This is a genomic window from Micromonospora sp. ABR4_055, from assembly GCF_056160425.1.
Genome location: NZ_JBSWXD010000009.1, coordinates 39203 through 64776 on the forward strand (window position 1 = coordinate 39203; position 25574 = coordinate 64776).

Annotated in this window: 26 protein-coding genes; 19 read left to right on the forward strand and 7 right to left on the reverse strand. The window is 72.0% G+C overall.

Features of this window, described 5'->3' with window-relative positions; genetic code table 11:
• Positions 1-173 precede the first annotated feature (173 nt).
• Positions 174-1790, reverse strand: coding sequence for a C40 family peptidase (locus ACXAHD_RS04715; RefSeq protein WP_289211526.1), 1617 nt, complete (start codon positions 1788-1790; stop codon positions 174-176).
• Positions 1791-2085: 295 nt separating this feature from the next.
• Here ACXAHD_RS04715 and mqnE point away from each other — a divergent pair, with 295 nt between their 5' ends.
• Together mqnE and ACXAHD_RS04725 are read left to right on the forward strand one after the other, a co-directional pair.
• The gene (mqnE, locus tag ACXAHD_RS04720; RefSeq protein WP_281555755.1) at positions 2086-3255 is read left to right on the forward strand and encodes an aminofutalosine synthase MqnE; all 1170 of its coding nucleotides are present in this window, start codon (positions 2086-2088) and stop codon (positions 3253-3255) included.
• 119 nt (positions 3256-3374) lie between these two features.
• On the forward strand, positions 3375-4595 hold the full coding sequence (locus tag ACXAHD_RS04725; RefSeq protein ID WP_281552195.1) for a DUF2254 domain-containing protein: 1221 nt from the start codon (positions 3375-3377) through the stop codon (positions 4593-4595).
• Here ACXAHD_RS04725 and ACXAHD_RS04730 read toward each other — a convergent pair.
• Positions 4563-5777: a cation:proton antiporter domain-containing protein gene (locus ACXAHD_RS04730; RefSeq protein WP_281552196.1), complete on the reverse strand. Its 1215-nt coding sequence runs from the start codon at positions 5775-5777 to the stop codon at positions 4563-4565. The two genes, ACXAHD_RS04725 and ACXAHD_RS04730, sit on opposite strands and share 33 nt — an antisense overlap.
• A gap of 165 nt (positions 5778-5942) precedes the next feature.
• Here ACXAHD_RS04730 and ACXAHD_RS04735 point away from each other — a divergent pair, with 165 nt between their 5' ends.
• Positions 5943-6362 (forward strand): hypothetical protein, encoded by a 420-nt coding sequence (locus ACXAHD_RS04735; RefSeq protein ID WP_475048799.1) that lies wholly within the window; start codon positions 5943-5945, stop codon positions 6360-6362.
• A gap of 8 nt (positions 6363-6370) precedes the next feature.
• The gene (locus ACXAHD_RS04740; RefSeq protein WP_278173167.1) at positions 6371-6673 is read left to right on the forward strand and encodes a DUF4229 domain-containing protein; all 303 of its coding nucleotides are present in this window, start codon (positions 6371-6373) and stop codon (positions 6671-6673) included.
• A 77-nt stretch (positions 6674-6750) separates the two neighbouring features.
• Here ACXAHD_RS04740 and ACXAHD_RS04745 read toward each other — a convergent pair whose 3' ends face one another.
• Positions 6751-7239, reverse strand: coding sequence for a glutathione peroxidase (locus ACXAHD_RS04745; protein ID WP_475048802.1), 489 nt, complete (start codon positions 7237-7239; stop codon positions 6751-6753).
• A gap of 172 nt (positions 7240-7411) precedes the next feature.
• Here ACXAHD_RS04745 and ACXAHD_RS04750 point away from each other — a divergent pair, with 172 nt between their 5' ends.
• Positions 7412-7966: a Uma2 family endonuclease gene (locus ACXAHD_RS04750; RefSeq protein ID WP_281552200.1), complete on the forward strand. Its 555-nt coding sequence runs from the start codon at positions 7412-7414 to the stop codon at positions 7964-7966.
• Between the two features lie 162 nt (positions 7967-8128).
• Here the strand turns inward: ACXAHD_RS04750 and ACXAHD_RS04755 are convergent, their stop codons facing one another.
• The 4 genes from ACXAHD_RS04755 to ACXAHD_RS04770 form a co-directional block, all read right to left on the reverse strand.
• Complete coding sequence (locus ACXAHD_RS04755) at positions 8129-9715, reverse strand: ricin-type beta-trefoil lectin domain protein (protein ID WP_475048805.1); 1587 nt, start codon at positions 9713-9715, stop codon at positions 8129-8131.
• Between the two features lie 650 nt (positions 9716-10365).
• Positions 10366-10629 (reverse strand): hypothetical protein, encoded by a 264-nt coding sequence (locus ACXAHD_RS04760; RefSeq protein ID WP_475048808.1) that lies wholly within the window; start codon positions 10627-10629, stop codon positions 10366-10368.
• A complete protein-coding gene (locus ACXAHD_RS04765) occupies positions 10607-10915 on the reverse strand; it encodes a hypothetical protein (RefSeq protein WP_475048810.1) in 309 nt (102 codons plus the stop codon). Before ACXAHD_RS04765 ends, ACXAHD_RS04760 begins: the two co-directional genes overlap by 23 nt.
• Entirely contained in the window at positions 10908-11045 is a 138-nt protein-coding gene (locus ACXAHD_RS04770; protein WP_278173158.1) for a hypothetical protein, read from the reverse strand. Before ACXAHD_RS04770 ends, ACXAHD_RS04765 begins: the two co-directional genes overlap by 8 nt.
• A gap of 440 nt (positions 11046-11485) precedes the next feature.
• Between ACXAHD_RS04770 and ACXAHD_RS04775 the strand changes: the two genes are divergently transcribed.
• From ACXAHD_RS04775 to ACXAHD_RS04840, 14 genes are all read left to right on the forward strand, one after another.
• Entirely contained in the window at positions 11486-12325 is an 840-nt protein-coding gene (locus tag ACXAHD_RS04775) for a helix-turn-helix domain-containing protein (RefSeq protein WP_281552204.1), read from the forward strand.
• Positions 12322-12516, forward strand: a complete 195-nt coding sequence (locus ACXAHD_RS04780) for a DUF397 domain-containing protein (protein WP_278173156.1) — start codon at positions 12322-12324, stop codon at positions 12514-12516. Before ACXAHD_RS04775 ends, ACXAHD_RS04780 begins: the two co-directional genes overlap by 4 nt.
• Positions 12517-12633: 117 nt before the next feature.
• Positions 12634-13506: a hypothetical protein gene (locus tag ACXAHD_RS04785; protein WP_475048813.1), complete on the forward strand. Its 873-nt coding sequence runs from the start codon at positions 12634-12636 to the stop codon at positions 13504-13506.
• A gap of 113 nt (positions 13507-13619) precedes the next feature.
• Positions 13620-14927: an ATP-grasp domain-containing protein gene (locus ACXAHD_RS04790; protein ID WP_475048816.1), complete on the forward strand. Its 1308-nt coding sequence runs from the start codon at positions 13620-13622 to the stop codon at positions 14925-14927.
• Positions 14924-15751: a Rossmann-like domain-containing protein gene (locus tag ACXAHD_RS04795; protein WP_475048819.1), complete on the forward strand. Its 828-nt coding sequence runs from the start codon at positions 14924-14926 to the stop codon at positions 15749-15751. The genes ACXAHD_RS04790 and ACXAHD_RS04795 overlap by 4 nt, the downstream gene beginning before the upstream one ends.
• Positions 15748-16800: a PLP-dependent cysteine synthase family protein gene (locus tag ACXAHD_RS04800; protein ID WP_475048822.1), complete on the forward strand. Its 1053-nt coding sequence runs from the start codon at positions 15748-15750 to the stop codon at positions 16798-16800. The genes ACXAHD_RS04795 and ACXAHD_RS04800 overlap by 4 nt, the downstream gene beginning before the upstream one ends.
• A complete protein-coding gene (locus tag ACXAHD_RS04805; protein WP_475048824.1) occupies positions 16797-17846 on the forward strand; it encodes a dipeptide epimerase in 1050 nt (349 codons plus the stop codon). The genes ACXAHD_RS04800 and ACXAHD_RS04805 overlap by 4 nt, the downstream gene beginning before the upstream one ends.
• The gene (locus tag ACXAHD_RS04810) at positions 17843-19129 is read left to right on the forward strand and encodes an MFS transporter (RefSeq protein ID WP_475048827.1); all 1287 of its coding nucleotides are present in this window, start codon (positions 17843-17845) and stop codon (positions 19127-19129) included. The genes ACXAHD_RS04805 and ACXAHD_RS04810 overlap by 4 nt, the downstream gene beginning before the upstream one ends.
• A gap of 47 nt (positions 19130-19176) precedes the next feature.
• A complete protein-coding gene (locus ACXAHD_RS04815; protein ID WP_475048830.1) occupies positions 19177-19977 on the forward strand; it encodes a class I SAM-dependent methyltransferase in 801 nt (266 codons plus the stop codon).
• Positions 19978-20013: 36 nt separating this feature from the next.
• Positions 20014-21576 carry an ABC transporter substrate-binding protein gene (locus tag ACXAHD_RS04820; RefSeq protein WP_475048833.1) on the forward strand — a complete coding sequence of 521 codons (1563 nt, stop codon included), beginning with the start codon at positions 20014-20016 and terminating at the stop codon, positions 21574-21576.
• Positions 21573-22523 carry an ABC transporter permease gene (locus ACXAHD_RS04825; protein ID WP_281552213.1) on the forward strand — a complete coding sequence of 317 codons (951 nt, stop codon included), beginning with the start codon at positions 21573-21575 and terminating at the stop codon, positions 22521-22523. The genes ACXAHD_RS04820 and ACXAHD_RS04825 overlap by 4 nt, the downstream gene beginning before the upstream one ends.
• Positions 22520-23365 carry an ABC transporter permease gene (locus ACXAHD_RS04830; RefSeq protein WP_475048836.1) on the forward strand — a complete coding sequence of 282 codons (846 nt, stop codon included), beginning with the start codon at positions 22520-22522 and terminating at the stop codon, positions 23363-23365. Before ACXAHD_RS04825 ends, ACXAHD_RS04830 begins: the two co-directional genes overlap by 4 nt.
• Entirely contained in the window at positions 23362-24945 is a 1584-nt protein-coding gene (locus ACXAHD_RS04835) for an ABC transporter ATP-binding protein (protein ID WP_475048838.1), read from the forward strand. The genes ACXAHD_RS04830 and ACXAHD_RS04835 overlap by 4 nt, the downstream gene beginning before the upstream one ends.
• Positions 24942-25553: a GNAT family N-acetyltransferase gene (locus ACXAHD_RS04840; RefSeq protein ID WP_281552216.1), complete on the forward strand. Its 612-nt coding sequence runs from the start codon at positions 24942-24944 to the stop codon at positions 25551-25553. The genes ACXAHD_RS04835 and ACXAHD_RS04840 overlap by 4 nt, the downstream gene beginning before the upstream one ends.
• Positions 25554-25574: the final 21 nt, after the last annotated feature.

A 25574-nucleotide genomic window follows, 5' to 3' on the forward strand; every position in this document is an offset into this window, starting at 1 on the left:
GCTTCGTCCATCACTGCCTCCCGTGCCAGCTCACCGGAACACCTCCGGCCGGTGAGGGGTCCGCCGGTTTACCGTGCCATACCGATGCACCTCGGCACAGCCGGAGTATCGGCGTACCGACCGTGGCCGTCTGTCCGGTCCTGGGCGCAACGGCCCGACCGGAGGACGTACGGTCAGCCTTCCAGCGGGCCTGCGCTCGGCGTGCCGGCCGACGTCGCCGACGCGCTCGGGCCGGCCGACGCGGAACTCGACCCGCTCGGGGTACTGGTCGGCGTCCCGGAGCCACTCGCGTCCGGATCCGGCGTCCCGGAGCCGGGGTCGGTCGGCGATGGACTCGGATCACTCGGCGTCGGCATCGGACCGGGCGTGGACGGGCTGGTCGACGGCGACGGGTCAGGGGACGGCGAATCCGACGGGTCAGGGGACGGCGAATCCGACGGGTCAGGGGACGGCGAGTCGGACGGATCGGGCGACGGCGAATCCGTGGGGTCCGGTGTCGGGTCCGGTGACGGGGTGGGCGTCGGAGTCGGGGTGGGCGTCGGAGTCGGGGTGGGCGTCGGAGTCGGTGCGACCTCGCGGATCACCCGGGTCGCCGCGTAGAACCGGGACCACCAGACGGTGGAGACCTTGACCACGTCTCCGGTGGTCGGCGCGTGCACCATCTTGCCGTTGCCGACGTACATCCCGACGTGGTGCACCGTCGTCCAGCTGGAGCCGGAGGCGAAGAAGATCAGGTCGCCGGGGAGCAGCGCCGACCGGTCCACCTTGTTGTGCCGGGTCGCGTAGTACTGGTCCTTGGCGACCCGGGGCAAGCTGAAGTAGTCGGCACCGGGCGACCGGTACGCCGCCCACATCAGGCCGGAACAGTCGTAGCGATGCGGCCCTTCGGCCCCCCACAGGTACGGCTTGCCGAGCTGCTTGAGGGCGAACTCCAGGGCGGCGACGGCACGGGGATGGGCGGCGGCACCGTCGATCCCGTCGATGCCCTGCCCGATTTCCTGCTCGGCGGCCTCCCGCTGGCGTTCGATCGCCACCAGCTGCTCGGTGTTCTGCTCCTTCAAGGCGAGCAGCGCGGTCTCCCGCTGCTTGAACGTGCCCTCAGTGCTACCGAACTCGCTGCGCAGCGCGTCGACCAGGGCCAGCGCCGCCGTGTAGGTCTGATACGCCTCCTGCTCGGCGGCTGCGGCGAGCGAGACGTCCCGGTTGGCGGCGTCGGTGCCGACGCCGGGCTGCTGGCCCCGCTGCAGTCGGGACAGGGCGCCGAGGCCGTGCAGGTCACCGCGGTACTCGCCGGGCGGCATCGCGGCGGCGTCCTTCAGCGCGTACGACGCCGCGCTGTCCGCGTCCCGCTGCGCCTCGATCAGTGCGGTCCGCGCCTCGCGCAGCGACTGCTCGGCGGCGGCCAGCGCGGTCTCCGCCGCGGTCTGCTCCTGTTCGAGCTCGAGCATCTGCTGACCGAGCAGCGCGACCTCGGTCTCACCGGCGTAGATCTGCGCGGCGAGCGGGCCCTCCACCGGGGTGGGGGTGATGGCCGGCGCGTCGGTCGTCGGTCCGGTGCCGGGCAACTGCAGGCCGCCGGCGGGCACCGGCCGGCTGCCGGTGTCCGGCACGGTCACCGGCTGGGCGTACACCGGGGAGGCGAGGGCGACTGCGGTGACGGCACCGAGCAGGCCGGCCCACAGGGCCGGGCTCAGCCGGACCGGAACGGCGCCGACCATCACGAACCGGCGTTGCCGCCGTGCTCCGCCGTGCCGCTGGCCCACTGCCGCGCCCCTGCTTCTTCGTGCCATGCCCGCTCGCTCCCCGTACGGCGCATTTTGTCCGGTGCCGATGCGCCGGAACCGAGTCGCGCCGCCTGGTGTCGCCTGTCCCACATCGGTCTTACCGCACGGGGCTGCTGATGTCGATGATTCGTGAGGTAACGAGAAGCTGAGAGGTTGGCGACCCGGGCATGACGCAGGTCGCTGTGCCGCCGGGCGAGGAGCCGACCGGCGGTCCCGGGACGTACGCTCGAACGCGGATCACGGCTGATGGTCGTCGACGGCGGGTCGTCGGCGTGGCCGGCCGGGAAGGGGCGTGGCGGACGTGGACGCTGGTCGCAAGCGTGAGCTCGAAGAGAAGGTGTACGCCGGGGAGCGGCTGGACCACACCGACGGGGTGGACCTGTACGCCAGCGACGACCTGGCCTGGCTGGGCCGGCTGGCGCATCATCGGCGGACCGAGCTCAACGGCGACCGGGTGATGTTCAACGTCAACCGGCATCTCAACCTGACCAACGTGTGCAGTGCCTCCTGCGCGTACTGCTCGTTCCAGCGCAAGCCGGGCGAGAAGGACGCGTACACGATGCGCATCGACGAGGCCGTCCGTAAGGCCAAGGAGATGGAGGACGAGCAGCTCACCGAGCTGCACATCGTCAACGGCCTGCACCCGACCCTGCCCTGGCGGTACTACCCGAAGGTGCTGCGCGAGCTCAAGGCGGCGCTGCCGAACGTCAAGCTCAAGGCGTTCACCGCGACCGAGGTGCAGTGGTTCGAGAAGATCAGCGGGCTGCCGGCGGACGAAATCCTCGACGAGCTGATGGACGCCGGCCTGGAGTCGCTGACCGGTGGCGGCGCGGAGATCTTCGACTGGGAGGTCCGCCAGCACATCGTCGACCACGCCTGTCACTGGGAGGACTGGTCACGGATTCACCGGCTGGCGCACAGCAAGGGGCTGCGGACGCCATCGACGATGCTCTACGGCCACATCGAGGAGCCCCGGCACCGGGTGGACCACGTGCTGCGGCTGCGCGAGTTGCAGGACGAGACCGGCGGTTTCACCGTCTTCATCCCGCTGCGCTACCAGCACGACTTCGTCGACTCGGCGGACGGCAAGATCCGAAACCGGATCCAGGAGCGCACCACGATGGCGGCACCGGCCGAGTCGTTGAAGACCTTCGCGGTGTCCCGGCTGCTGTTCGACAACGTGCCGCACGTCAAGTGTTTCTGGGTGATGCACGGGCTGTCCGTGGCGCAGTTGTCGCTCAACTTCGGCGTCGACGACCTGGACGGGTCGGTGGTCGAGTACAAGATCACCCACGACGCGGACTCCTACGGCACGCCGAACACCATGCACCGAGAGGACCTGCTGCACCTGATCTGGGACGCCGGCTTCCAGCCGGTCGAGCGGGACACCCGCTACCAGGTGGTACGCGAGTACGACCGGCCGCCGGCGCTGGCCGACCGGCGGGCCGAGCCGCAGCAGATCTGGGCCTGAGCGAGGCCGCCGCAGATCTGGGCCTTGGCGAGCCGGAACGGCAACGCCTTCGAGCGGCCCGGACCGGCCTGATCCGGCCGGCAGGTGTCGACCCGCCCTGGCGTGGGTAGGACGCTGCGGTGAGTCAGCCGCGCGGCATGCTGTCCCGCCTCCGTGGCGTGTGGGGCAGTTTCTGGGCGGTACCGGCGGCGTTCGCGACCGGCGCGGTGCTCGGCGCGATCCTGCTCACCGCCCTGGACCTGCGGCTGCGACTGCCACTGGACGGCTTCCTGCCGAGCGGGCCGGCCGGCGCGAGATCGCTGCTGTCGTCGGTGATCACCGCGATGATCTCGTTCACCGCGCTGGTCTTCTCCATCACGGTGGTCGCGGTGCAGCTGGCTTCCAGCCAGTACTCACCCCGGGTGCTACGGACGTTCCTGCGCGACCGGGTCACCCAGGCCACCCTGGGCACGTTCGTCGCGACGTTCCTGTTCGCGATGGTGGTCCTCGCCGCGCTACCGGGCCGGGCCGAGGCCCGGCTGCCGGCGCTGTCGCTGGCCGTGTCGATGGCCCTGGTGCTGGGCAGCACCGGGATGTTCATCTACTACCTGCACCACATGACCGCGCTGATGCGGGTCTCGCACATGATCGCGGCGATCGGGGTGCAGAGCAGGCGCAGCATCGACCGGTGGGCGGCCCGGCCGACCGATCCGACCGGTTCCCCGGACGGCCCGATCGTCGACGTGCTGGCCGCACCGGCCACCGGGGTGGTCGTCGCGGTCGACGTCAATCTGCTGGCGCGGCTCGCCCGCCGGTACGGCTGCGCTCTCACGGTCGAGCGGATCCCGGGCGAGTTCGTGGTGGCCGGCATGCCACTGGTCGCCGTGCACGCCGTCGGTGACGCCCCGCCGGGCCCGGTTGACGCGACGCTGGCCGGGCAGGCCGTCGAGGTCGGCGTCGAACGGGTACCCGGCCAGGACGTCGGCTTCGGGCTACGGCAGCTCGCCGACATCGCCGAACGGGCGCTCTCGCCCGGCATCAACGACGCCACCACCGCCGTCCGCGCCCTGCAGGAGGCGCACGACCTGCTACGCCGACTGGCCGACCGGCCGGACCGACCGCGGATCGTCCAGGACGACGACGGGACGGTCCGGGTCCACGTCCGCCGGCAGTCGTTCGCCAGCCACCTCGCCACCTCGATCACCGACGTCCGGCGGGCCGCCACTGACCAGCCGAGGGTCATCGAGCTGATCGACAGCATTCTCGCCGACCTGACCACGGCGGTCCGGCCCGAGCACCGGCCGGACATCCAACGGTGCCAGGCGGCCTCACCGGTCGCCGACACCACGGGACATCGCTGAGTACCAGCGGCGACCGGCGGTGGCGGTCACCCCGTGCGCCAGGGTGCTGGCCGCGATCACCAGCGTCCCGGCCGCCCACAGCCGGGAATCCGTCGCCCCCTCGGCGTAGCTGTACGTCAGGTAGAACAGCGCGGACACGCCGATCGGGCCGAACCAGCCGAGAAACACGGTGTCCCGCCACGACATGCCCAGCGCCGGCCGCAGGGCCAGCACCACCGGCAGCCGGCGCAGCAGTAGCACGGCCACCGGGAACGCCACGACGGGCCAGCCGAGCTCCAGCCACTGCCGCCACGGGACCACCAGACCCAGCAGGAAGAACACCGGCAGGACGAGATACCGGGTGAGCGCGTCGTCGAGTTGCTGCTCGGACGCCCGGGACCGGCGGCCGATCATCCGGTTGTAGGCCAGGCCGGTGACGAACACGGCGAGGATCGCGTCGGTACCGGCGACCCGGGCGACGCCCAGGGCGGCCACGCCGAGAACCACGGCGAAGACCAGCAGCGAGCCCTGGTCGACCTGCTCCCGCGCCTCGGCGGCCCGTACCGCCCAACCGGCCAGGTAGCCGACCGCCCCGCCGACCAGGACCGCCCCGCCGACGCCCCAGGCCGCCTCGACCGCCTGCTGGCCGGCCGGCCGGGCGGCGGCTGCGATCAACGCCAGCGCGACCAACAGGTACGCGAGCCCGTCGTTGATCCCGGACTCACCGCTGATCACCTGACGCAGCCGGGCCGGCAGTGCCCGTTCGGCTGGTGTCCCGGACACGACGCTCGACGCCAGCACCGGGTCGGTCGGGGTCAGGCAGACCCCGAGGAGCACCGCCAGGGCGACCGGTAGGCCGAGCAGCAGCCAGGCCAGACCGGCGCTGACCACCGCCATCCCGACCATGCCCAGGGTCAGCAGCACCCCGACCGGGCGGGCCACCATCAGATATCCGGTGGCGGGAAACCGCAGCGCCACCGCCATCAGCGACACGGCCAGCAGAATCCGGCTGGCCTCCCGGAGCAGGCCGGTGGTGTCGTGGTCGGACGGATCGATCAGCCCGGACACCGGGCCGACCAGGATGCCGAGCAGCAACGCGAGCAGCGGTTCGCTGACCGGCGCGCGGCGGATGGCGCTCGACCAGAAGGCCAGCAGTACGGCGAGCACGCCGACCAGCGCGTAGCTCAGGTGCAGCGGGTGCATCCGGACACCTCCACCGCAGCGGCCAGCGGTTCATACCTGGCAGCGCCGACCCTCGGTGCCCCGTGCCATCGGGGGTCGGCAGTCACCTGGGCCGGTTATCCGGATGGCGGCTTGGCAAACCTGGTCCGGGTGCGGCACCGGCCCAGGCGTACCCTCATCCTGGTCATGACGGAATCGAAGAGCGACAGTCTTCCGCGCCGGGACGCCGCAGGTCGGGTCGTCGCGTTGCCGGATCTGCTCGGCGTGGTCGGCGCCGGCCTGGTGATCGGCCTGGTCGTGCTGCTGCTGTTCGACTGCGTGTTCACGCTGATCGGCGACGGCCGGCTCGGCCAGTCGAACGGCTGGTTGGCGGTGATCCTGCCGGCGTGGCTGTTCGCCGAGGACTTCCGGGCCTGGGCCGGCGGCTCCGCTCGGTTCGTCGCCGCCGCCGTGGCGACCGGGGTCGGGGTCGCGTCCGGGCTGCTCGCCGCCGGGATCGCGGCCGACCTGCCGCCGACGGCCGGCGGCGGGATCGGAGCGGCGGTCTTCGCCCTGGTGTACGCGGCGGTCTGGTTCCATGGCGTCCGGTGGCTGGACGGCCGGTGAGGAGAGGCATGAGCCCTGCGGTGAAGTACACGCTCGGCCGGATCGGGCTGTTCGTGATCGTTGTGCTGGCCCTCTGGCCGGTCGACATCAACATTTTTCTGAAACTTATGATCGCGGTCATTTTCTCGGCCGCGCTGTCCTGGTTTCTGATGCGCGGCTGGCGGGACGAGATGGCGCAGCAGATCGCCGAGTCCGCCGAGCGCCGCCGGTCCGAGAAGGAACGGTTGCGGTCCGCGCTGGCCGGCGAGGACCAGACCGACGGTACGGCCGGCAGGTCCGGTACGGCGGGCAAGTCCCAGGAGGATTCCTAGCATTCGCCCCGGCCCGGTGACCGTACGGCCGGCCGACCCCAGCCCAGGGCCGGCCGGTACAACGCGGCAGTCCTGCCCTAGCCGGGCAGTTGTGCCTCGATCGCGGCGACCACCGCGTCGTCGGTCGGCTCGACCCGGGGCCGGAACCGGCCGACCACCCGGCCGTCCGGCGCGATCAGGAACTTCTCGAAATTCCACTGGATGTCACCGGCCGTGCCGTCGGCGTCGGCGGTTTCAGTCAGCTCGGCGTAGACCGGGTGCCGGCCGGGCCCGTTGACCTCGATCTTGGCGAACATCGGGAACGTCACGCCGTACGTCGCCGAGCAGAACTCCTGGATCTCCTCGGCGCTGCCCGGCTCCTGGCCACCGAACTGGTTGCACGGGAAGCCGACCACCGAGAAGCCCCGGTCGGTGTACCGCTCGTGCAGCTGCTCCAGGCTGGCGTACTGCGGGGTCAGCCCGCACTTCGACGCCACGTTGACCACCAACAGTGCCTTGCCGGCGTAGTCCCCCAACGAGCCGGGCTGCCCGGCCAGGGTGGTGAGCGGAATGTCGTAGATCCCCACGTCTCGATCCTCTCTCCCGCCCGGTGCGCTCACACCGGCCGGCCGTCGTACAGGTTGGCGACGTGTCCGTGATCGGCCGCCGCGAGCGCACACCGCACCCGCCTGCCAACATAAGCCGCCGCAGCCTTCCGACCGCCTCGGGGCGGACGAACTGGTTGGTAGGCTCGAAACCATGAACCAGCCCGTACTCGCCTACCGATGGAGTCGGAGCGAGTTCGTGCGCGCCTTTGAAGCGGGTGCCTTCGACCGCCGGGTCGAGCTCGTCGAAGGAGAGATCTGGCCAGTGGTGATCGGTTCGTGGCACGGCGACACCGTCGGTCAACTGCTGGCGCTGCTGCCACGATCCGGGGTGCGGGTGACGACTGCGACCCTGCCGACCGGGGAGTCGCTTCCCGACCCGGACTGCTGGGTGCGTCGAGCCGACGCGGATCCGATCGGGTCCGTCGGGACCCGGCTGTCGGTCTGGGACGCCGCCGACGTGCTGCTCGTGGTCGAGGTCGCCGACGAGACCGCGATCCAGGACCTCAACGTCAAGGCCAGGCTCTACGGTCAGGCCGGTTACCCCGTGTACTGGGTGGTCACCCAGGAGGCGATCTACGAACACACCGGTCCTGTCGCAACCGGGTACCGCACGCGGGTCGAGTACCGGCACGGTGAGCGCATCCCGGTTCCGTACACCCGGATGGACCTCGCGATCGACGACCTGATCGCCCCGCGTCTCGGTTGACCGCCCCATTCCCTTTCCCATCTCGTGGTTCCGCCTCATCCTGATACATCTGCGGCCTACTCGGACGATCGACCCGGCTGCCCTGTCGACGAAGGGTGCCCGTGATGCCGGCGGCATCACGGGCACCTGGTGCCGCCGGTATCAGCACCGCGGTTCGGTCGGTCAGCCGCGCCGCCACTTCTGGTTGGCGCCGCCGTGGCACTCGTAGATGATCAGGCGGGCACCGTCGGCGGTGTTCCAGTCGACCACGTCGACGCACTTGTTGGCCTGCGGGTTTACCAGGTCACCGGCGCCGGAGAGCACCCACTGCTGGGCCGGGTTGCCACTGCAGTTCGCGAGCTGCACCACGGCGCCGTTGGCGGTCGAGCCCCAGGCGACGTCCATGCACAGGCCCAGCGCCCGGATGGTGCCGTCGCCGGGGAAGGTCCAGTTCTGCGCGTTGGTGCCGTTGCACCGGTACAGCTGCAGGTACTGGCCGTCGACTCCGTTGGAGTTCGGTACGTCGATGCACTTGTCGGCGAGCCCGATGATCCGGCTGGTCGAACCGCCGCCGGTGGTGGTCAACGACAGCCCGTAGCGGGAAAGGATCTCGTTGACCGGCTGGTAGACGGTGGTGCCGCCGGAGCTGCAGTTGCCGCCGGCGCCGGAGGTGACGCCCTGCGCCTGGGTGCCGGCGAGGAACGAGCCGCCGGAGTCACCGGGCTGCGCACAGGCGCTGCTGGAGACCAGTCCGTAGACGAGCTGGCCTGAGTAGTTGACGGTGACATTCTTGGCGGTGATGGTGCCGCACCGCCAGCCGGTGGTCCGGCCGGACCGGCAGACGGCGGCCCCGACCGCCGCCTCCTGGGAGCCGGTGACGTTGACCGTGCCGCCGCCGTAGTTGTTCACCCAGGGCCGGGGCACCCAGTTGGCGTTGGTCTGCACCCAGGCCAGGTCGTCGCCGGGGAACGACGACCCCCGGAAGGTGCCCTGCGCGACCCCGCTGCCGGCGGTGGAGGCCCCGACGCCGCCACAGTGGCCGGCGGTGACGAATCCACCGGCGACGGCGAAGCCGACCGAGCAGAGCACACTGTCGTTGATCACGTACTGGTCGCCGCCCCGAATGTCGTACACCGGGCGGTAGGCGTCGTCGCTGCGTACCACCGATGTGGCGGCGGTGGGCAGCCCGGCGGCGCGGGCGAAGCCGGCCGCCGCCGCGACGTCGGCGGCCTCGATGGTCACCGTGTTGGTGACCGGGTCGACGTACCAGGAGTGCACGGCGGTGTCGGCGCTGGCGGCCTGTCGGTCGAGTCCGGCGGCGAGCCGGTCCAGCTCGGCGAGGCTGCGGGTGACGGTCCGGGGCTCGGCACCGGCTGCGCGGACCCGGGCGGCCTGCGCCGGGTCGGTCACCCCGACGACGACGGTACGGCCGTCGTCGGCGACCCAGGTGCCGGCGTACGCGTCGGCCAGTTCGGTGCGCAGGCGGTGTTCGATCGGTACGGCGGCCGCCTCGACGGCGAGCCGGGTGGCCAGTTGGTCCGGGGTGAGGTCGAGATCCCGGCGCAGCGCGGCGATCTGGCCGGCGGGCAGCGCGGCCATATCGGCGGTTGCGGCGGAGTCGGCCGGATCGGCGATCTCGGTGGCGGCGGCCGGCGCGCTCGTGGCGGGGCCGGAGGTGCCGGCGGTCGGCGCGGCGGCGGCCGGTGGCGGTACGGCGAGCAGGCTGGCGCTCAGGGTCAGGCCCAGCAGCGCACCCAGCTTGCGGTTCATCTGCATACCTCCGAGAGGTCGATGTGAGCAAGTCGTGAGAGCGCTCTCAGGAAGGAAAGTTTACTAATTGACAAACTTCTGTCAATATCCACAGAGGTCGACCCGATCACCTACGGTCGGAGACCGTCGACGGATGCCGCCGGCGGACGGGTTCGGCCGGGGTCGGGCTGGATTCGCCCGGTGCGCCGCGGACCGGTTCTCCTGACCGCCGCAGGCGGCTGCGCCGTGCCGCGCTGGCCCGACTCCGGTCATGGCGCGGTCAGCCACGCGGTCGTCGACGTACTCGGGAACGCGTTGGCCAACCGGGTCAGCTCGGCGGTCCGCCAGCCTGCCGCCGGCGCCGCGTCATTGACAGCCCGTCGACGGCCAGCATGATCACGCCATGGCGTGCCCACGACAGTTCTGCGAGGACGACATCGGGGACGTCCGACAGTGAGGTGTACGGAGCCGACGGCACAGATCCCCTCTTCCCCGGCTTCGAGGATCACCGACGCCACCGGCACCGCCGGGCTGACCGGCACCGACGCCACGAGTTGAAGGTGAGACACCTTTCCCGCCGACTGAAAGGTATCTCACCTTCAACTGATCTTGGTGATCCCGGCCGGGCGGGCAGGTGACCCCGGCTTGGTGGGTGTCGGGGCGTGCGTCGGTCAGGGTGAGCCGTGCAGGACGACCCGGTAGCCGAGTTGCTGGCCGTAGGTCATCAACGGGCGCAGGGTCGGGACGAGTTCGGTGGCCTGCGTGGACCAGTGGTGTCCCCGGTTGCTGTCGAATCGGCGGTGGCGGGCCGATGCCGTGTGCCGTTGTTGGTGCAGCTCGCGGCGCAGGTGGTGCAGCCGCTGGGAGGCTGTGGACCGGCCGGAGCGCCAGTCGAGCCAGCGTAGCCACCAGTCACGGAGTATCTCGGTGATCATTTCTCTCCCTTGGTCGATTGGTCGATGGCCAGGTTTCTGTGCGCCGGGGCAGTCGGTAGAGTCCGTGGCGCTGGACGAATATCTCCCGCCGTTCGGCTGCGGTGCCGTGGCGGTCGATGACGTATCCGGTGATCCAGATCCACCCGTCGTAGGTCCACTTCCGGTCGACGGCGATGACCCGGAGTCGGATGGCGCGGTCATCGGCGAACTGGACGCTGGCTTCCCGGCCGATGATCAGCACGTCGCCGGGTTTCGGCTCCGGTGTGGCGAGTAGCCGGCTACTCACCAGGCCGATCCGCCATCGGGTACGTCGTACGCCCGCAGTCCGGGCACCACCTGGACTTGACCTTGAACGACCACAACCCCGCGCAGAAGCCGAGCAGCGCCGCGCTGAACAACGCTCCCACTTCCATCATCGACATCCCCTCCTGTGGGATCGACACAGCATCAGCGCCACCACCCAATGAACCGCCAGTACAGGTACCCGGACCTGTGCAGCGGCAGATCGGTCATGGCGTCTATCAGGCACGTGGCCATGTAGACCGACAGCGACACCCGTGCGCCGGTGTACTCGGCGAGGAGCTCCTGACGGCGCGCGTCGCACGGCCATGGAAGTCCGCACTTCGCACACATCCAGTGGGGACGATCCGGAGTGTGCGTGCTCACTGGGCTTCCTTCGGCCAGTGCCCCCGGTTGATAGGGACGTGTTGAGACATGCCCGCCCCCTCGCATCTGCGCGATGTGGCTCGTGCGTCCATTTTGCGCGCGCACTTTTGTGGAGTCAAGGATTGGCAGCCATCTAGGATTGACGAAATATGGATGGCCGAGAATGAGGCGTCAGGAGCAGAATGTGGGCATGACGAGCCCGACCTTCGTGCGGTTCCAGCTCGGCGTGCAGCTCCGCCGAGCACGCGAGGAAGCCAACGTGACCACCGAGAAGGCAGCTGACACCATCGAAGTCTCGGCAAGCACCTTGCGCCGCATCGAGCAGGGCAGGGTCGGGCTGAAGGGTCCGGCGCTGAACGCCCTACTGGACCTGTACGGCGTGGCCGACGCCGAGCTGCGCGAGACCCTGCTGTCGATGGCGCGGAGCGGCAAGCAACGCGGCTGGTGGGCGAAGTACGGAGACCTGCCGAACTCGTACCGGCAGTACATCGGACTGGAGTCCGCCGCCACGACGATCCAGAACTTCGAGACGCTCGTGGTGCCCGGCCTGCTGCAGACCGTCGACTACACCCGTGCGATCACGGTCGCTGACGCATCGCAGCCCACACCGCAGGCCGTAGAGGAACGGGTAGCGGTCCGCGTGGAGCGACAGAAGCTGCTCACCGAGGAGAAGCTCCGCCTGGTCGCGGTCATCGACGAGGCAGTGCTGCACCGCCGGATCGGCGGACCGGAGATCATGACCAACCAGCTGACAGCGCTGCTCGAAGCCCAGGACCGGTGGAACGTGATCATTCAGGTCATCCCGTTCGGGGAGGGTGCATACGCCTCGATGCTGTCGAGCTTCCACATCCTCAGCTTCGACGAGGGGCCGGGGGTGGTCTACATCGAAGGGCTGACCGGAGACCTCTACGCTGAAGGTGAGGATGTGCAGAGGTGCGCCAAGGTCTTCGACGACCTGCGGGCATCTGCCCTGTCACCCGCAGCATCGGCCGAGATGATCAAGGACCTCCGGGATAGGGAGACACCATGAAGGCACTCGACAACCAGTGGCGCACGAGCAGCCGCAGCGGCGGCAACGGTGCCTGCGTGGAGGCACGGTACGTCGACCAGGCCGCCCAGGTGCGTGACAGCAAGGACCAGGCTGGGCCGGTGCTGTCCTTCACCCCGGCCCAGTGGACCGGCTTCGTCCAGGACATCAGGACCGGCAGGTTCGAAGCCTGATACCCGTCCGACCGCTGGCCCGGCAAGCGAAGGCCAGCGGTGCTGCTCCGTCGATGTCCGCCTGGAGCGTTGGTAAGCGATCCGACCGCTGGCAGAGGGGCGAGTAGGATTCACCCGGTGCGTCGCGGACCGGTTCTCCTGACCGCCGCAGGCGGATGCGCCGTGATCCACGTCGCCGGCGTCCTGACGGACAGTCCGGCCTGGCGCTACACCGAGGTGCTGGCGATCAGTCTGCTCGTCGCCTATGCCGTGGTCAGCGGGCTGCCGACGCCACGTTGGGCGGTGCCGGCGGCGCTCGCCGTACTGATGCTGGACACCGTCCGGACGATGCCTGCCGACCGGGCCGAGGGTCGTGGCTGGCAGGTGCTGCGGCCGGATACCGCCGGCGTCGACCGGTTCGCTGGCGTCGAGGCGGGCCTCGCCCTCTGCTGGGCGTCGCTGACCGCGGTGGCGATACTGCTCGCGGTGTGGCACCGCCACCCCCGGCGGCGACGGACAACGGTCGCCACAGCACTGGCAGCCGCGGTTATCACCGGGTACACGGTGATCCGGATCTCCGCCATCTGGCTGACCTTGGCGGCGGACCACCGTGACCATCCGACCGGGGCTGACCTGGCCGGCTCGGTGATCGCCGTGAGCCTGGCGGTGCTGCCGCCGTTGGGGCTCGGGTTGGCCGCGCTGGCGCTCGCCACGGCGCTGGCCGGGCACCGCCGGTGGCTCGCCTCGGCCGGGGCGGCGCTGCTCGCCGTCACCGCGCTGCCCCATGTGGACGCGGCCATCCGGGCCGTGCCGCTGTCCCCGTACGTGGGCGACCAGCTGGCCTGGTCCGCCGCCTACGCCATCGGGTCCACGCCGTCGACGCCGTACCCGGTCACGGCGCTCATCACGCTGCTGGAACTGACCGCGTACCTGCTGCTCGTCACGGGCTTGGCCGATTTCCACCCGCCGACATCCACTGCCCGGACCGAGGCAGACCAGTCGCGGCGGTGAGCCCTCGGGGCCGCTGCCGCACTCGCTGACCGGCTGCCGGGCAGCGTGCGCCTATCCTCAGTAAACGATAACCGTTACCATCACCATGCCGGTTTCCGAGCGAGGAGGCGTCGATGGCGCATGTGCTGCTGGTGGAGAGCTGGATCGGTGCGATGGCGCATCTGCTGCCCAGGGCCGTGCTGGAGGCCGGTCACCAGTTCTCCTTCCTGACCCGCGACCTGCACCACTACCTGCGCAGCGCACCGGCCGGGGGTGCGCATCCGTTGCTCGCCGCGCACAATGTACTGACCGCCGAGACCAACGAGCTGCCCGGACTGCTGGAGCACACGGAACAGCTGCACCGGGCGCTGCGCTTCGACGGCGTGCTCACCTCCTGCGACTACTACCTCGACACCGCCGCCCAGCTGGCCGCCCACCTAGGACTGCCCGGCGCGGACCCAGAGGCGGTGCGCCGGGCGTACCGCAAGGACCTCGCCCGGGCGGCGATGGACGCCGCCGGCGTGCCGCAACCCCGGTACGCGCTCGCGCAGAGCTGGTCCGACGTCGCGCAGGCCGCCCGGGAGCTGGGCTTCCCGTTGGTGGTCAAACCGGTCGACCTCTGCGCCGGCATGTACGTGCGCGAAGTCGCCGACGAGGCCGGGCTACGGGCGGCGTTCAACGCCCTCACCGGGTTCCCGGTCAACGCCAGACGCCAGCCCCGGGTGCCGACGGTGCTGCTGGAGGAGCTGCTGTCCGGTCCGGAGGTGAGCGTGGAGACGGTCACCGTGGACGGACACACGACGGTCGTCGGGGTGACCGACAAGAGCCTCGGCGGCGCCTCGGGGTTCGTCGAGACCGGACACATGTTCCCGGCGGTGCTCGACCCGGCGACCACCCGCCGGGCCGGTGAGGTGGCGGTGGCCGCGCTGGCGGCGGTCGGGCTGGACCGCGGGGTCGCCCACACCGAGCTGCGACTGACCCCGGCCGGGCCCCGGGTGGTCGAGGTCAACCCCCGGCCGGCCGGCAACCAGATCACCGAGCTGGTGCGCCGGGTCACCGGCATCGACCTGCCCATGGTGTACGCGCAGCTGGCGCTCGGCGAGACCGCCGACCTCACACCCGCCGACACGGGCGTACGCAGCGCGGCGATCGCATTCGTACTGCCGCCGCGCCCCGGTGTCATCGCCCGGGTTGACGGAACCGGGGCCTGGCAGACCGACCCACGGGTGGTCGACTGGTCGGTGAAACCCGCCGGCCACCGGGCCGGGGACAGCAGCAGCAACAACGACTACCTGGGCCACGTCATGGTTGTCGACACGGCCGGGACCGACGCGCGGACCATCGCCGACGGCCTGGCCGCACAGGTACGCGTCGGGTACGTCGACGACGACGGCACCGACCGGCACCGGTTCGCCGCCACGCCGGCCGGAGCGGCGGTATGACGGCCGTGTCGCCGGCCCCGCCGGCGTACCGGTCCCTCGCCGCGCTGATCGACGCGGTACAGGCCGGACGGCACGGCGTGGACCCGACCCGCTGCCAGGTCAGTGTGGGGTTCGTGACCAGGCAGGGCGCGAGGCACGCGAATCGGCTGCGCGGCTACCGCAACCAGGTGCTGAGCCTGCGGGTCGACGCGGCGGCCGGCTCCTGCGCGGTCGAGCCCGGCGCGCTGCCCGACGAGGTCGTCTACGACTGTGTCGGCGCCTCGGTCGCCGACCTGCTCGCGCATCCGCTGCTGCCGGTGCGGGTGGCCGCGCTCGACGCGTACCTGATGGCGCAGCGGCCACACGCCGAGGTGGCCGACACCGTGGTCACCGTGCCCGCCGGCAGCTCGCTGGCCAAGTCGCAGGCCCGGGCCGCCGCCGTGGTCGACCTGCTGCCGCCGACCGGCGGCCCGGTCCTGGTCGTCGGGGTGGTGAACTCGCTGCTGGCCCGGCTCCGCGCCGCCGACCGGCGGTACCTGCCGTGCGACCTGGCCGGCGGCCACACCGAATGGGACGAGCCGTGTCTGCCCGACGCGGCGGCGCTGCTGGACCGCTGCGACGCGATCCTCGCCTCGGGGATGACGCTCGGCAACGGCACCTTCGAGCCGCTGCTGACCCACGCCGCCGCCGAGGGCAAGCCGTTCGTGACGTTCGCGCAGACCGGCAGCGCCGTGCTGCCGTGGTTCCTCGGCGCTGGGCTGACGGCGGTGTCGGCCGAGCCGTACCCGTTCTTCTGGCTCGACGGCGGCCCGACGGCCCTCTACCGGTACGGGGTGTCCGGGTGAGCGCCCCGCAGCTGCTGAACCTGGTGGGGCACACCCCGCTGATCTACGTCGACACGCCGCTGCCGCACCCGCACGGCGGCTTCTGGGCGAAGGTCGAGTCCGCCGCGCCGGGTGGGATGAAGGCCCGCGCGGCGGTGGCGATGCTGGTAGGCGCGCGGCGGCGCGGCGAACTCCGCGACGGCGCACCGGTGGTGGAATCGACCAGCGGCACCCTCGGCATCGGGCTGGTCTTCGCCGGGCAGGCCCTCGGCCACCCGGTGGTGCTGGTTGTCGACCGGGAGCTGGAGCCGTCGATGCGGGCGCTGCTGCGCGCGTACGGGGCCCGGCTGGAGGTGGTCGACCGGCCCCACCCGACAGGTGGCTGGCAGCAGGCCCGCCGGGAACGGCTGACGCAGGTGCTGGCGACGCTGCCCGGCGCGTACTGGCCGGACCAGTACCACAACCCGGACAACGTCGCCGGGTACGCGAGCCTCGGTGACGAGATCGCCGCCCAGGTCGACGCGGTCGACGTGCTGGTGTGCAGCGTCGGCACCGGCGGGCACAGCGCCGGGCTGGCCCGGACGCTGCGCCGGCACTGGCCGCAGCTGCGGCTGATCGGCGTGGACACCATCGGCTCGACGATCTTCGGCCAGCCGGCCCGGCGGCGGGTGATGCGCGGGCTGGGCAGCAGCATCTATCCGGACAACGTGGACTATCCGGCGTTCGACGAGGTGCACTGGCTGGGCCCGGCGGAGGCGGTGGACACCTGCCGGCGGCTGGCCCGGACGGCGTTCGTCACCGGCGGATGGTCCACCGGCGCGGTCGCCAGGGTCGCCGCCTGGGTGGCCCGCACCCAGCCGGACACCCGGGTGCTGGCGGTCTTCCCCGACGGCCCGCACCGCTACCTCGACTCCATCTTCGACGACGGCTGGTGCGGCCGGCACGGGCTGCTCGGCCCCACCCCCGGCCATCCGGTCGAGATACCGCACCCCGGTGCGGTGGAGGTCACCCGGTGGAGCCGCTGCCGGGTGGTCGGCGACCCGGTACGCCACGAGCGGGTGCCGGCATGAAACTGTCCTGGCACCCGTACCGGCTGGTGCTGCGCGAACCGCTGCGGATCTCCCGGTCGGTGATGGCGCACCGCGAAGCGGTCCAGCTGACCGTCACCCACGACGGGCTCGCCGGCCACGGCGAGGTCGTCACCAGCGGCTACTACGGACTCGACCGGGCCGCGATCGAACGTACCTGTGCCGGCTGGACCGGCCGGCTCGCCGGCTGTTCGGATCCGGCGGCGCTGCGCGACGAGCTGAACACGTTCGACGGGCCCGCCGGGGTGCTCGCGGCGCTGGACACCGCCGTGCACGACCTGCTCGGCCAGGCCCGGGGGCTGCCGGTGCACCGCCTGCTGGCAGCGCCGGCGCCGACGCCGGTCGCCACGGCGTACACGATCGGGCTGGTGCCGGTCGCGGACGCGGCGGCGACCGCGCGTCGGCTGGTCGCCGCCGGGTTCGCGGTGCTGAAGGTGAAAGCCGGTGACGACGCCGACGTGGCCCGGGTGGCGGCGGTACGCGCCGAGGCGCCGACGGCCCGGCTGCTGCTCGACCCCAACGGCGGCTGGTCCGCCGAGCAGGCGGTACGGCGGCTCGACGCGCTCACCCCGTACCGGATCGACGCCGTCGAGCAGCCGATCCCGCCGGGCCGGCCCGACCTGCTGGCCCGGGTGGCCGCCCGCACCGCGATCCCGGTCGTCGCCGACGAGGACGCCGAGCGCCTCGCCGACCTGGACCGGCTCACCGGCGCGGTCGCCGGGGTGAACGTCAAGCTGGCCAAGTGCGGTGGGATCGCCGCCGCCACCCGGATCGTCGAGGCGGCCAGGGAACGCGGCCTGGACATCATGCTCGGCTGCCTGGTCGCCAGCACCCTCGGTGTCGCGCCGGCCGTGCACCTGGCCGGTCTCGCCCGCTGGGTCGACCTGGACGGGCACCTGCTGATCGCCGACGATCCGTGGACCGGGGTCGGTGGCCACGACGGCGTGCTGCGCCTGGCGGACGCCCCCGGACTGGGCGTGACGCCGACGGCGACGACCGGATCCGGCATGGCGGAGGCGGCGCGGTGAGGGCGACCTGGACGACGCTGACCAGTTTTCCACCGGCGATCCGGCTGCTGGTGGTCAACCAGCTCGGGGTCAACGTCGGCTTCTACATGCTGCTGCCCTACCTGGCCGGTTACCTGCGCGACGACATCGGCCTGTCGGCCACCCTGGTCGGCCTGGTCCTCGGGGTACGCAACCTGAGCCAGCAGGGACTGTTCCTGGTCGGCGGATCGGCCGCCGACCGGCTCGGCGCACGTGGCGTGATCATCGCGGGCTGCGGGCTGCGGGCGGTCGGCTTCGCGGTGTTCGCGGTCGGCGGGTCGCTGCCCGCACTGCTGGCCGCCTCGGTGCTGACCGGGCTGGCCGGGGCGCTGTTCAACCCGGCGGTACGCGCCTACCTCGCCGAGGCCGCCCCCGAGCGCCGGGCCGAGGCTTTCGCCCTGTTCAACGTCTTCGCCAGCGCCGGTGCGCTGCTCGGGCCGCTGCTCGGCAGCGCGCTGCTGCTGGTCGACTTCCGGGCCGCCGCGATCGGCGCGACGGTGGTGTTCGCCGCGCTGACCCTGGCGCAACTGCTGGTGCTGCCACCGCACCCGGTGACCCGCAGCGGGCAGAGCGTCGGCCGGGACTGGCGGGAGGCGCTGACCGACGGCCGGTTCCTGGCGTTCACGGTGGCGTTGAGTGCGCTGTTCGCCCTGCAGACCCAGCTGTACCTGGTGCTACCGGTGCAGGCCGAGGCCGTGGCCGGCACCGCGCTGGCGGTGGCCGCACTCTTCGTCGTGTCCACGGTGGTCACTCTCGGCTGGCAGGTACGGCTTACCGGGTGGCTGCGCCAGCGGGGCAGCCGTGGGGTGTCCATCGCGGCCGGGTTGGCGGTGGCCGGTCTCGGATTCCTGCTGCCGCTGCTGCCGGTGACCGGCCCGCCTCCGGTGCGGGCGCTGCCGACGCTGGTCGCCGCGCTGGCGCTGGCGGTCGGTGTGATGATGGCGCAGCCGTTCGTGCTGGAGCTGGTGCCCGGCTTCGCCCGCGACGGGCTGACCGGCACCTACTTCGGCGTGTTCTACCTGGCCTCGGGGGTTGTGGCGGCGCTGGCCACCACCGCCGTCGGCCGGTTCATGCAGACCGGTGGCCAGCCGGACGGGGCGGCGCAGGGCGTACCCGCCGGAGCCTGGCTGCTCTGCGCCGGGCTTGGCCTGGCCTCGGGCGCCGCCGTGTGGGTGCTGCACCGCCGGGGCCTGCTCGCCCCACGTCCGGTGCCGGTCGTCGCCGGTGGACCGTCGGATGGCGGCATCGGAAGGGCCGCCCGGTGAGCGAGCCGGTGGTCGGGGGCGAAACACTGGTCACGGACGGACCGGTGGTGACGGGCGGCAACCTGCTCACCGACAACCCGCAGCTGTACGAGGCCCAGTTTCCCGACCCGGAGCACCGGGCGGCCAGGTTCGTGGCCGACCTGGTCGACCGGTTCGCGCCCGGCCCGCCCGGCCGGCGGCTGCTCGACCTCGGCTGCGGCACCGGCCGCGACGCCGGGTACCTCGCCGACGCCGGCTTCGACGTCACCGGGTTGGACCTGTCCCCCCGGATGCTGGCCTACGCCCGCCGCCGCCACCAGCGGGTCCGGTTCGTCGAAGGTGACCTGCGTACGTTCGACCTCGACCTGCGCTTCGACGTGGTCACCTGCCTGGACAGTGCGCTGCTGTACTGCCACCACAACGCCGACCTGACCGCCGCGCTGGCCAACTGCCGACGGCAGCTGGCCCCCGGCGGGCTGCTCATCGCCGAGATGCGCAACGGCGCGTACTTCCTCGGCAACACCGACCTGGTCGACGGGCCCAGCATCCGGTCGGTGCGCTGGCAGGGCGTCACCTACACGTCCCGTACCACCTTGTGGATCGACGCCGCGGCGCAGCTGCTGCGCCGCCGTCGGATGTGGACCTGGCCGGGTGCGGAGCAGGAACTCGTGCAGAATTCCGCATGGCGGCTGCTCTTCCCGCAGGAGCTGCGCCATCTGCTGGAGGGCGCCGGGTTCGACGTCCTCGCCCTGTTCGACGCCCCCGGCCCGCGTACCGAACCGCCCTGGCGTCCCGGCGCCGAGCTGGCGACCGGCCTACGCGGCGACCGCCTGCACCTGGTCGCCCGCCGCCGCGACGACGCGGCCTGAACTCCCCGCTGAAACCCCTTGGAAGGAAGAACTGACATGTCGACTGTTGCCCGACTACGCCGCCGAACATTGCTCGGCGGCGGTGCCGCCCTGACCGCCGCGCTCCTCGCCGGCTGCGGCGCCGACACCCCCGCCGGCACCGACGCCGCCGCTGGCGGTGGCACCCCGAAGCGGGGCGGCCGGCTGCGGGTCGCGTTCGCCGGTGGCGGCGCCACCGAGAACCTCGACCCGCACCTGGCGAACCTGTTCAACGAGGCGTCCCGGGCCAAAGCGATCTTCGACAAGCTCGCCGACTACGGCCCGGACGTGTCGATCCAGCCCCGGCTCGCGCTGAGTTGGGAGCCCAACGCCGACCTCACCCGCTGGCGGGTGCCGTTGCGGGAGGCGACCTTCCACGACGGCCGGCCGGTGCGGGCCGCCGACGTACTGGCCAGCTACGCCCGGATCACCGACCCGGACCGGGCGTTCCGCGCCAAGGCCAGCCTGTCCCTGATCGATCTGCGGGCCAGCCGGGCCGTCGACGACCGTACGGTCGAGTTCGCGCTGACCCGTCCGTTCGCCGAGTTCGGCAACGTGCTCGCCGCATTCGGCGCGTACATCGTGCCGGAGGGCAGCGAGTCGTTCGACCGGCCGATCGGCTCCGGGCCGTTCACGTTCAGCAGCTTCACCCCCGGCACGTCGCTGCTGCTGGCCCGGTACCCGGACTACTGGGACGGCGCCGCGCACCTCGACGAGCTGGAGTACGTGATCGCCAACGAGGAGTCGGCGCGGGTCAACGCCCTGCTCGCCGGGCAGGTCGACTACGCGCACGACATCAGCCCCACCACGGCCCGCAGCTACGCCGCCGACGACCGGATCGCCATCACCCGGATGGCCAACAGCGGCCTGCAGGGCTTCACCATGAAGCTGGACCGGCCCCCGTTCGACAACCGTGACCTACGGGAGGCGATGTTCCTGCTCACCGACCGGCAGCAGCTGGTCGAGACGGTCCTGTCCGGATCCGGGCAGGTCGGCAACGACCTGTTCGGCAAGGGCTACCAGTACTACGCCGACGACATCCCCCAGCGCGAACCCGACCTCGACCGGGCCCGGGCGCTCATCGACCGGGCCGGCGCAAGCGGCCTGCGGATCCCGCTGGACACCGCGCCGGTGGCCGCCGGGTTCGTCGAGGCGGCCAGTGTCTTCGCCGACCAGGCCCGCGCGGTCGGGCTGAACGTCGAACCGGTGCAACGCAACAAGGACACGTACTGGCGAGAGGTGCTCGACAATGGAGTGATGGCCTGCTTCCGCTCCGGTGCCATGCCGATCGAGACCCACATCTCGCAGCGGTTGCTGAGCACCTCGACGACGAACGCCACCAAGTGGACGCGGCCCGAGTTCGACGACCTCTACGCCACCGCCGTCTCCACCGCCGACGAAGCGGGCCGGCGGCAGGCGTACGGCGAGATGCAGCGGATGCTGCACGCCGAGGGCGGGCTGCTGGTGTGGGGCTTCGCCGACTTCCTCGTCGCCACCGCGCCCCGGGTCGGCGGCGTGTCCGCCGAGGCCCCCGCCAACACCCTCGACTGGGCCCGGTTCGACAAGGTGTGGCTGGCTTGAGCCTGACCCGCTACACGGTTCGGCGGCTGCTGCTCGGCGTCGGGCAGGTCGCCGGCATCACCACCATCGTGTTCGTGCTCACCGAGGCGCTGCCCGGCGACGCGGCGGTGGTGATCGCCGGTGACCAGCCCGACCCGGAGCGGATCGCGCTGATCCGCGAACAGCTCGACCTTGACCAGCCACCGTGGCAGCGGTACCTCGACTGGCTCACCGGGCTGCTGCACGGAGACTTCGGCGAATCGCTGATCTCCCAACGGCCGGTCCTGGACATGATCGTCGGCAGCGCCGCCGCGACCGTACTGCTGGCCGCCGTGACGCTGCTCGTCCTCGTCCCGATCGCGATCGGCCTCGGCATGCTCGCCGCCCGGCGCGAAGGCGGCCGGCTCGACCGCGCCATCAGCGCCGTCGCCGTCGGTCTATACGCGGTACCGGAGTTCGCCCTGGCCATCCTGCTGGTCGCGGTTTTCGGCGTACGGCTGGGCTGGTTTCCGCCGACCGCCGTCGGCACCGGCCCCAACCTGCTCGCCCAGCCGGCCGTGCTGGTCCTGCCGCTGCTGGTGCTGCTGGCCCGACCGATCTGCTCACTCAGCCGGCTGACCCGCGCCGGCATGGTCGACGCGCTGCGCTCCGAGTACGTCGCCCACGCCCGCCGCCTCGGCCTCGGTGCCCGTCGCCGGTGGCTGGCCCACGCACTGCCCACCGCCGCCGCGCCGGTCGTGCAGCAACTCGCCCGCACCACCGACTGGCTGCTCGGCGGCGTCATCGTCGTCGAGGCGGTCTTCGTCATCCCCGGTCTGGGTACCGCCCTGGTCGACGCGGTCGCCGCCCGGGACGTCCCCACCGTCCAAGGGCTGTGCGTGATCGTGGCGGTCACCACCGTGGTCGTCAACCTGGCCGCCGACCTGGTCGCGTTCCGGCTCGCCCCGCGTGCGGCAGGTGCCCGATGACCGGCCGGGCTCCGATGATCAGCCGGGTTCGGCGGACCGGCCGGGTTCCGCTCCTGGTCACCGGGGTCGTCCTGCTCGCCGTACCGCTGCTGCTCGCTCTCGCCGGTCCGGCCCTGGTCGATCTGGCCCTGGTCGGCAACGGCGCGGACCGGACCCGGCCGTTCGACCAGGCAGGGCTGCTCGGCACCGACTTCGTCGGCCGGGACGTCACCGGGCAGCTCCTGCTCGGCGGCCGGTCCGTCGTCGCGGTCGCCGCCGCCGCGACCGCCCTGGCCTACCTGATCGGCGTACCCGTCGGTCTGTTCGCCGCGCTCACCCGCCGGCGCTGGCTCGACGAGGTGCTGATGCGCCCGCTGGACCTGCTCCTCGCCGTCCCGTCGCTGCTGCTGCTCATCCTGCTCGCCGCCACCGCACCCCAGGGGCCGGTGACGCTGGTGGTAATCGTCGCCGTCATCGCCCTGCCGGAGATCGCCCGGATCACCCGCGCCGCGGCCCTGCCGCTGGCCCACGGACCCGCGATGGAAGCGATGCGGCTCTACCGGGAGACGTGGTGGCGGCGGGCGGTCGGGTACGTCGCCCGGGGTATCCGCCGGGTCCTGCTGGCCGACGCCGGGATCCGGTTCATCGGCGCCGTCTACCTCGTCGCCACCGCCAGTTTCCTGGGCATCGGCGTCGCCCCGGACGCCGCCGACTGGGCCGTCATGGTCGACCGCAACCGCGCCGGGATCTTCCTGCAGCCGTGGGCGGTGGTGGTGCCCGCCGCGCTGCTCGTCGCGCTCGCCGTCGGGGTCAACCTGGTCACCGATCAGCTGCTGGCCACCCGGCCGGAGGTCACGAAGTGATCCGGGTCGACGGGCTGTGCGCCGACGCCGGTGGACAGCGGCTGCTGCGCGACGTGTCGTTCACCGTGGCGGCCGGCGACATCCTCGCCGTCGTCGGCCCGTCCGGCAGCGGCAAGACCACGCTCGGGCGGGCGCTGCTCGGCGAAGCCGGACCCGGCGTCCGGCTTACCGGCGACGTCGAGATCCATGGTCGCCCGGTCAGCCCAGAGACACCGCCGGCCGGCGGCACCGTCGGCTACATTCCGCAGCAGCCGGCGGCGGCGCTGACCCCGGTACGCCGGATCGGCCCGGTGCTGCGCGAGATCGCCCGCCGGCACACCCCGACGCCGTCGCGTCGGACACGGAGCGCCGCCACCCGGCAGGCGGTCCGGGCGGTACTGGCCCGGGTCGGCCTGCCGGACGACCGCGACCTGCTGCGGCGCTACCCGCACCAACTCTCCGGCGGCCAGCAGCAGCGGCTCGTCATCGCGCACGCCCTGCTGGCCGGTGCCCGCGTCCTGGTCGCCGACGAACCGACCACCGGGCAGGACAGCCTCAACCGCCGCGACGTCGCCGCCGAACTACGCCGTCTCGCCGGCTCCGGCGTCGCGGTCGTCCTGCTCACCCACGACCTGCACCTGGTACGGGCGGTCGCCGATGGCGTCCTCATGCTCGACCGGGGCACCGTCGTCGCCTCCGGTCCACCGGACGCGGTCCTTCCTGACACCCCAGCTCGGCCAGCGCGGACCCCCGCCGCTGACCCGCCGGGCGGTGCCGGTCAGCTGCTGCGGGTCGCCGGGCTCACCGCAGCGCACCACGGCAGCACCGTCCTGCACGACATCGACATGGTCATCGGCCCCGGACAGCGCCTCGCCCTGGTCGGCCGCTCCGGCAGCGGCAAGACCACCGTCGCCCGCTGCCTGGCCGGCCTGCACTCACCGAGCGGCGGCAGTATCGAACTCGACGGCCGCCGGCTCGCCGGCTCGATCGACCGCCGGCAGCGGGGCGACCTCACCACCGTGCAGTACGTCTTCCAGGATCCGCGGGCCAGTTTCCAGCCGTCCGCCGCCCTGCTCGACCAGGTCGCCCGCCCCGCCGTACGGCTGCACCGCCAACCGACCGTCGAGGCGCTGCGGACCGCCCACGACCTGCTGCGTCAGGTCGGGATCGACGATGCTCTCGCCGCCCGCCGCCCCGACCGGCTCTCCGGCGGTGAGCTGCAACGCGCCGCTCTGGCCCGCGCCCTGGTGGCCCGACCCCGGCTGCTGGTCTGCGACGAGATCACGTCCGGTCTCGACCGCGTCAACCAGGACCGGATCCTCGACCTGCTCGACGAAGTGTGCCGCACCCACCGGCTCGCGCTGCTGGTCATCACGCACGACCCGGACGTGGTCGACCGGCTCGCCGACCACGTCACCGTGCTCGACCACGGCCGGGTCGTGGAACACGGTCCCGCCGCCACCGTGCTGCGCGCCGGCCGGCAGCCGCTGACCCGCGCCCTGCTCGACCCTGACCTGCCACGACCGCGCGACCCCGACCTGCCGCGACATCTGTCGCGACCCGCAACCACGTCCAGCACCGGAGAGATGAGCACCACGTGAACGACCAGAACATCGGTCCGTACGACATCCGTACCGCCACGCCGCAGCACCTCGACGGTGCCCGCAGCGTCATGCTCGACACCTTCTACCAGGTGTTCGGCTACGGCTATCAGCCGCGGTGGCACGCCGACGTCATCGACCTCGCCGGCACCTACCTACGGCCTGAGCGGCATGCGCTATTCGTCGCGGTCAAGGGCGACGAGGTGGTCGCCACCACCGCCGTCCGCGCCGCCGCGCCGAACAGCCCGCCGCATCCCCGCTGGCTGGTCGACCGCTACCCGGCGGCGAGCACCGCCCAGCTGTTCCGGGTCTACGTACGCCCGGAACACCGCCGCAACGGGCTGGCCCGCGCACTGGTCCGACGGGCCGTCGCGTTCGCCGCCGGGCACCCCGGCTACCGGGCGGTCTACCTGCACACCGACACCGGGGTCCCCGGGGCGGAGGCGTTCTGGCGGAGCGTGGCCGAGGTGGTGCACGACCCCCGCGACGGCAGCCCGCACGCCTCCCGGGTGGTGCACTTCGAGATACCGATATCCGTCAATACCCGGCGCGTCCCGGTGGCAGCGGGTTCGGCAGGTCGGAGCCGATGGTCGCGGTCACCGTGCTAGGAGAGAGCCCGTCTGCAAAGG

What these genes read in the sequence shown, in the direction of transcription:
- ACXAHD_RS04770 (WP_278173158.1), bottom strand. Translation starts at nt 11,045, where the DNA reads ATGATGGAAGTGGGAGCGTTGTTCAGCGCGGCGCTGCTCGGCTTCTGC.
- ACXAHD_RS04755 (WP_475048805.1), bottom strand. Translation starts at nt 9,715, where the DNA reads ATGAACCGCAAGCTGGGTGCGCTGCTGGGCCTGACCCTGAGCGCCAGC.
- ACXAHD_RS04790 (WP_475048816.1), top strand. Translation starts at nt 13,620, where the DNA reads ATGGCGCATGTGCTGCTGGTGGAGAGCTGGATCGGTGCGATGGCGCAT.
- ACXAHD_RS04750 (WP_281552200.1), top strand. Translation starts at nt 7,412, where the DNA reads ATGAACCAGCCCGTACTCGCCTACCGATGGAGTCGGAGCGAGTTCGTG.
- ACXAHD_RS04795 (WP_475048819.1), top strand. Translation starts at nt 14,924, where the DNA reads ATGACGGCCGTGTCGCCGGCCCCGCCGGCGTACCGGTCCCTCGCCGCG.
- ACXAHD_RS04730 (WP_281552196.1), bottom strand. Translation starts at nt 5,777, where the DNA reads ATGCACCCGCTGCACCTGAGCTACGCGCTGGTCGGCGTGCTCGCCGTA.
- ACXAHD_RS04820 (WP_475048833.1), top strand. Translation starts at nt 20,014, where the DNA reads ATGTCGACTGTTGCCCGACTACGCCGCCGAACATTGCTCGGCGGCGGT.
- ACXAHD_RS04715 (WP_289211526.1), bottom strand. Translation starts at nt 1,790, where the DNA reads ATGGCACGAAGAAGCAGGGGCGCGGCAGTGGGCCAGCGGCACGGCGGA.
- ACXAHD_RS04740 (WP_278173167.1), top strand. Translation starts at nt 6,371, where the DNA reads ATGAGCCCTGCGGTGAAGTACACGCTCGGCCGGATCGGGCTGTTCGTG.
- ACXAHD_RS04735 (WP_475048799.1), top strand. Translation starts at nt 5,943, where the DNA reads ATGACGGAATCGAAGAGCGACAGTCTTCCGCGCCGGGACGCCGCAGGT.
- ACXAHD_RS04775 (WP_281552204.1), top strand. Translation starts at nt 11,486, where the DNA reads ATGACGAGCCCGACCTTCGTGCGGTTCCAGCTCGGCGTGCAGCTCCGC.
- ACXAHD_RS04805 (WP_475048824.1), top strand. Translation starts at nt 16,797, where the DNA reads ATGAAACTGTCCTGGCACCCGTACCGGCTGGTGCTGCGCGAACCGCTG.
- ACXAHD_RS04760 (WP_475048808.1), bottom strand. Translation starts at nt 10,629, where the DNA reads ATGATCACCGAGATACTCCGTGACTGGTGGCTACGCTGGCTCGACTGG.
- ACXAHD_RS04780 (WP_278173156.1), top strand. Translation starts at nt 12,322, where the DNA reads ATGAAGGCACTCGACAACCAGTGGCGCACGAGCAGCCGCAGCGGCGGC.
- ACXAHD_RS04830 (WP_475048836.1), top strand. Translation starts at nt 22,520, where the DNA reads ATGACCGGCCGGGCTCCGATGATCAGCCGGGTTCGGCGGACCGGCCGG.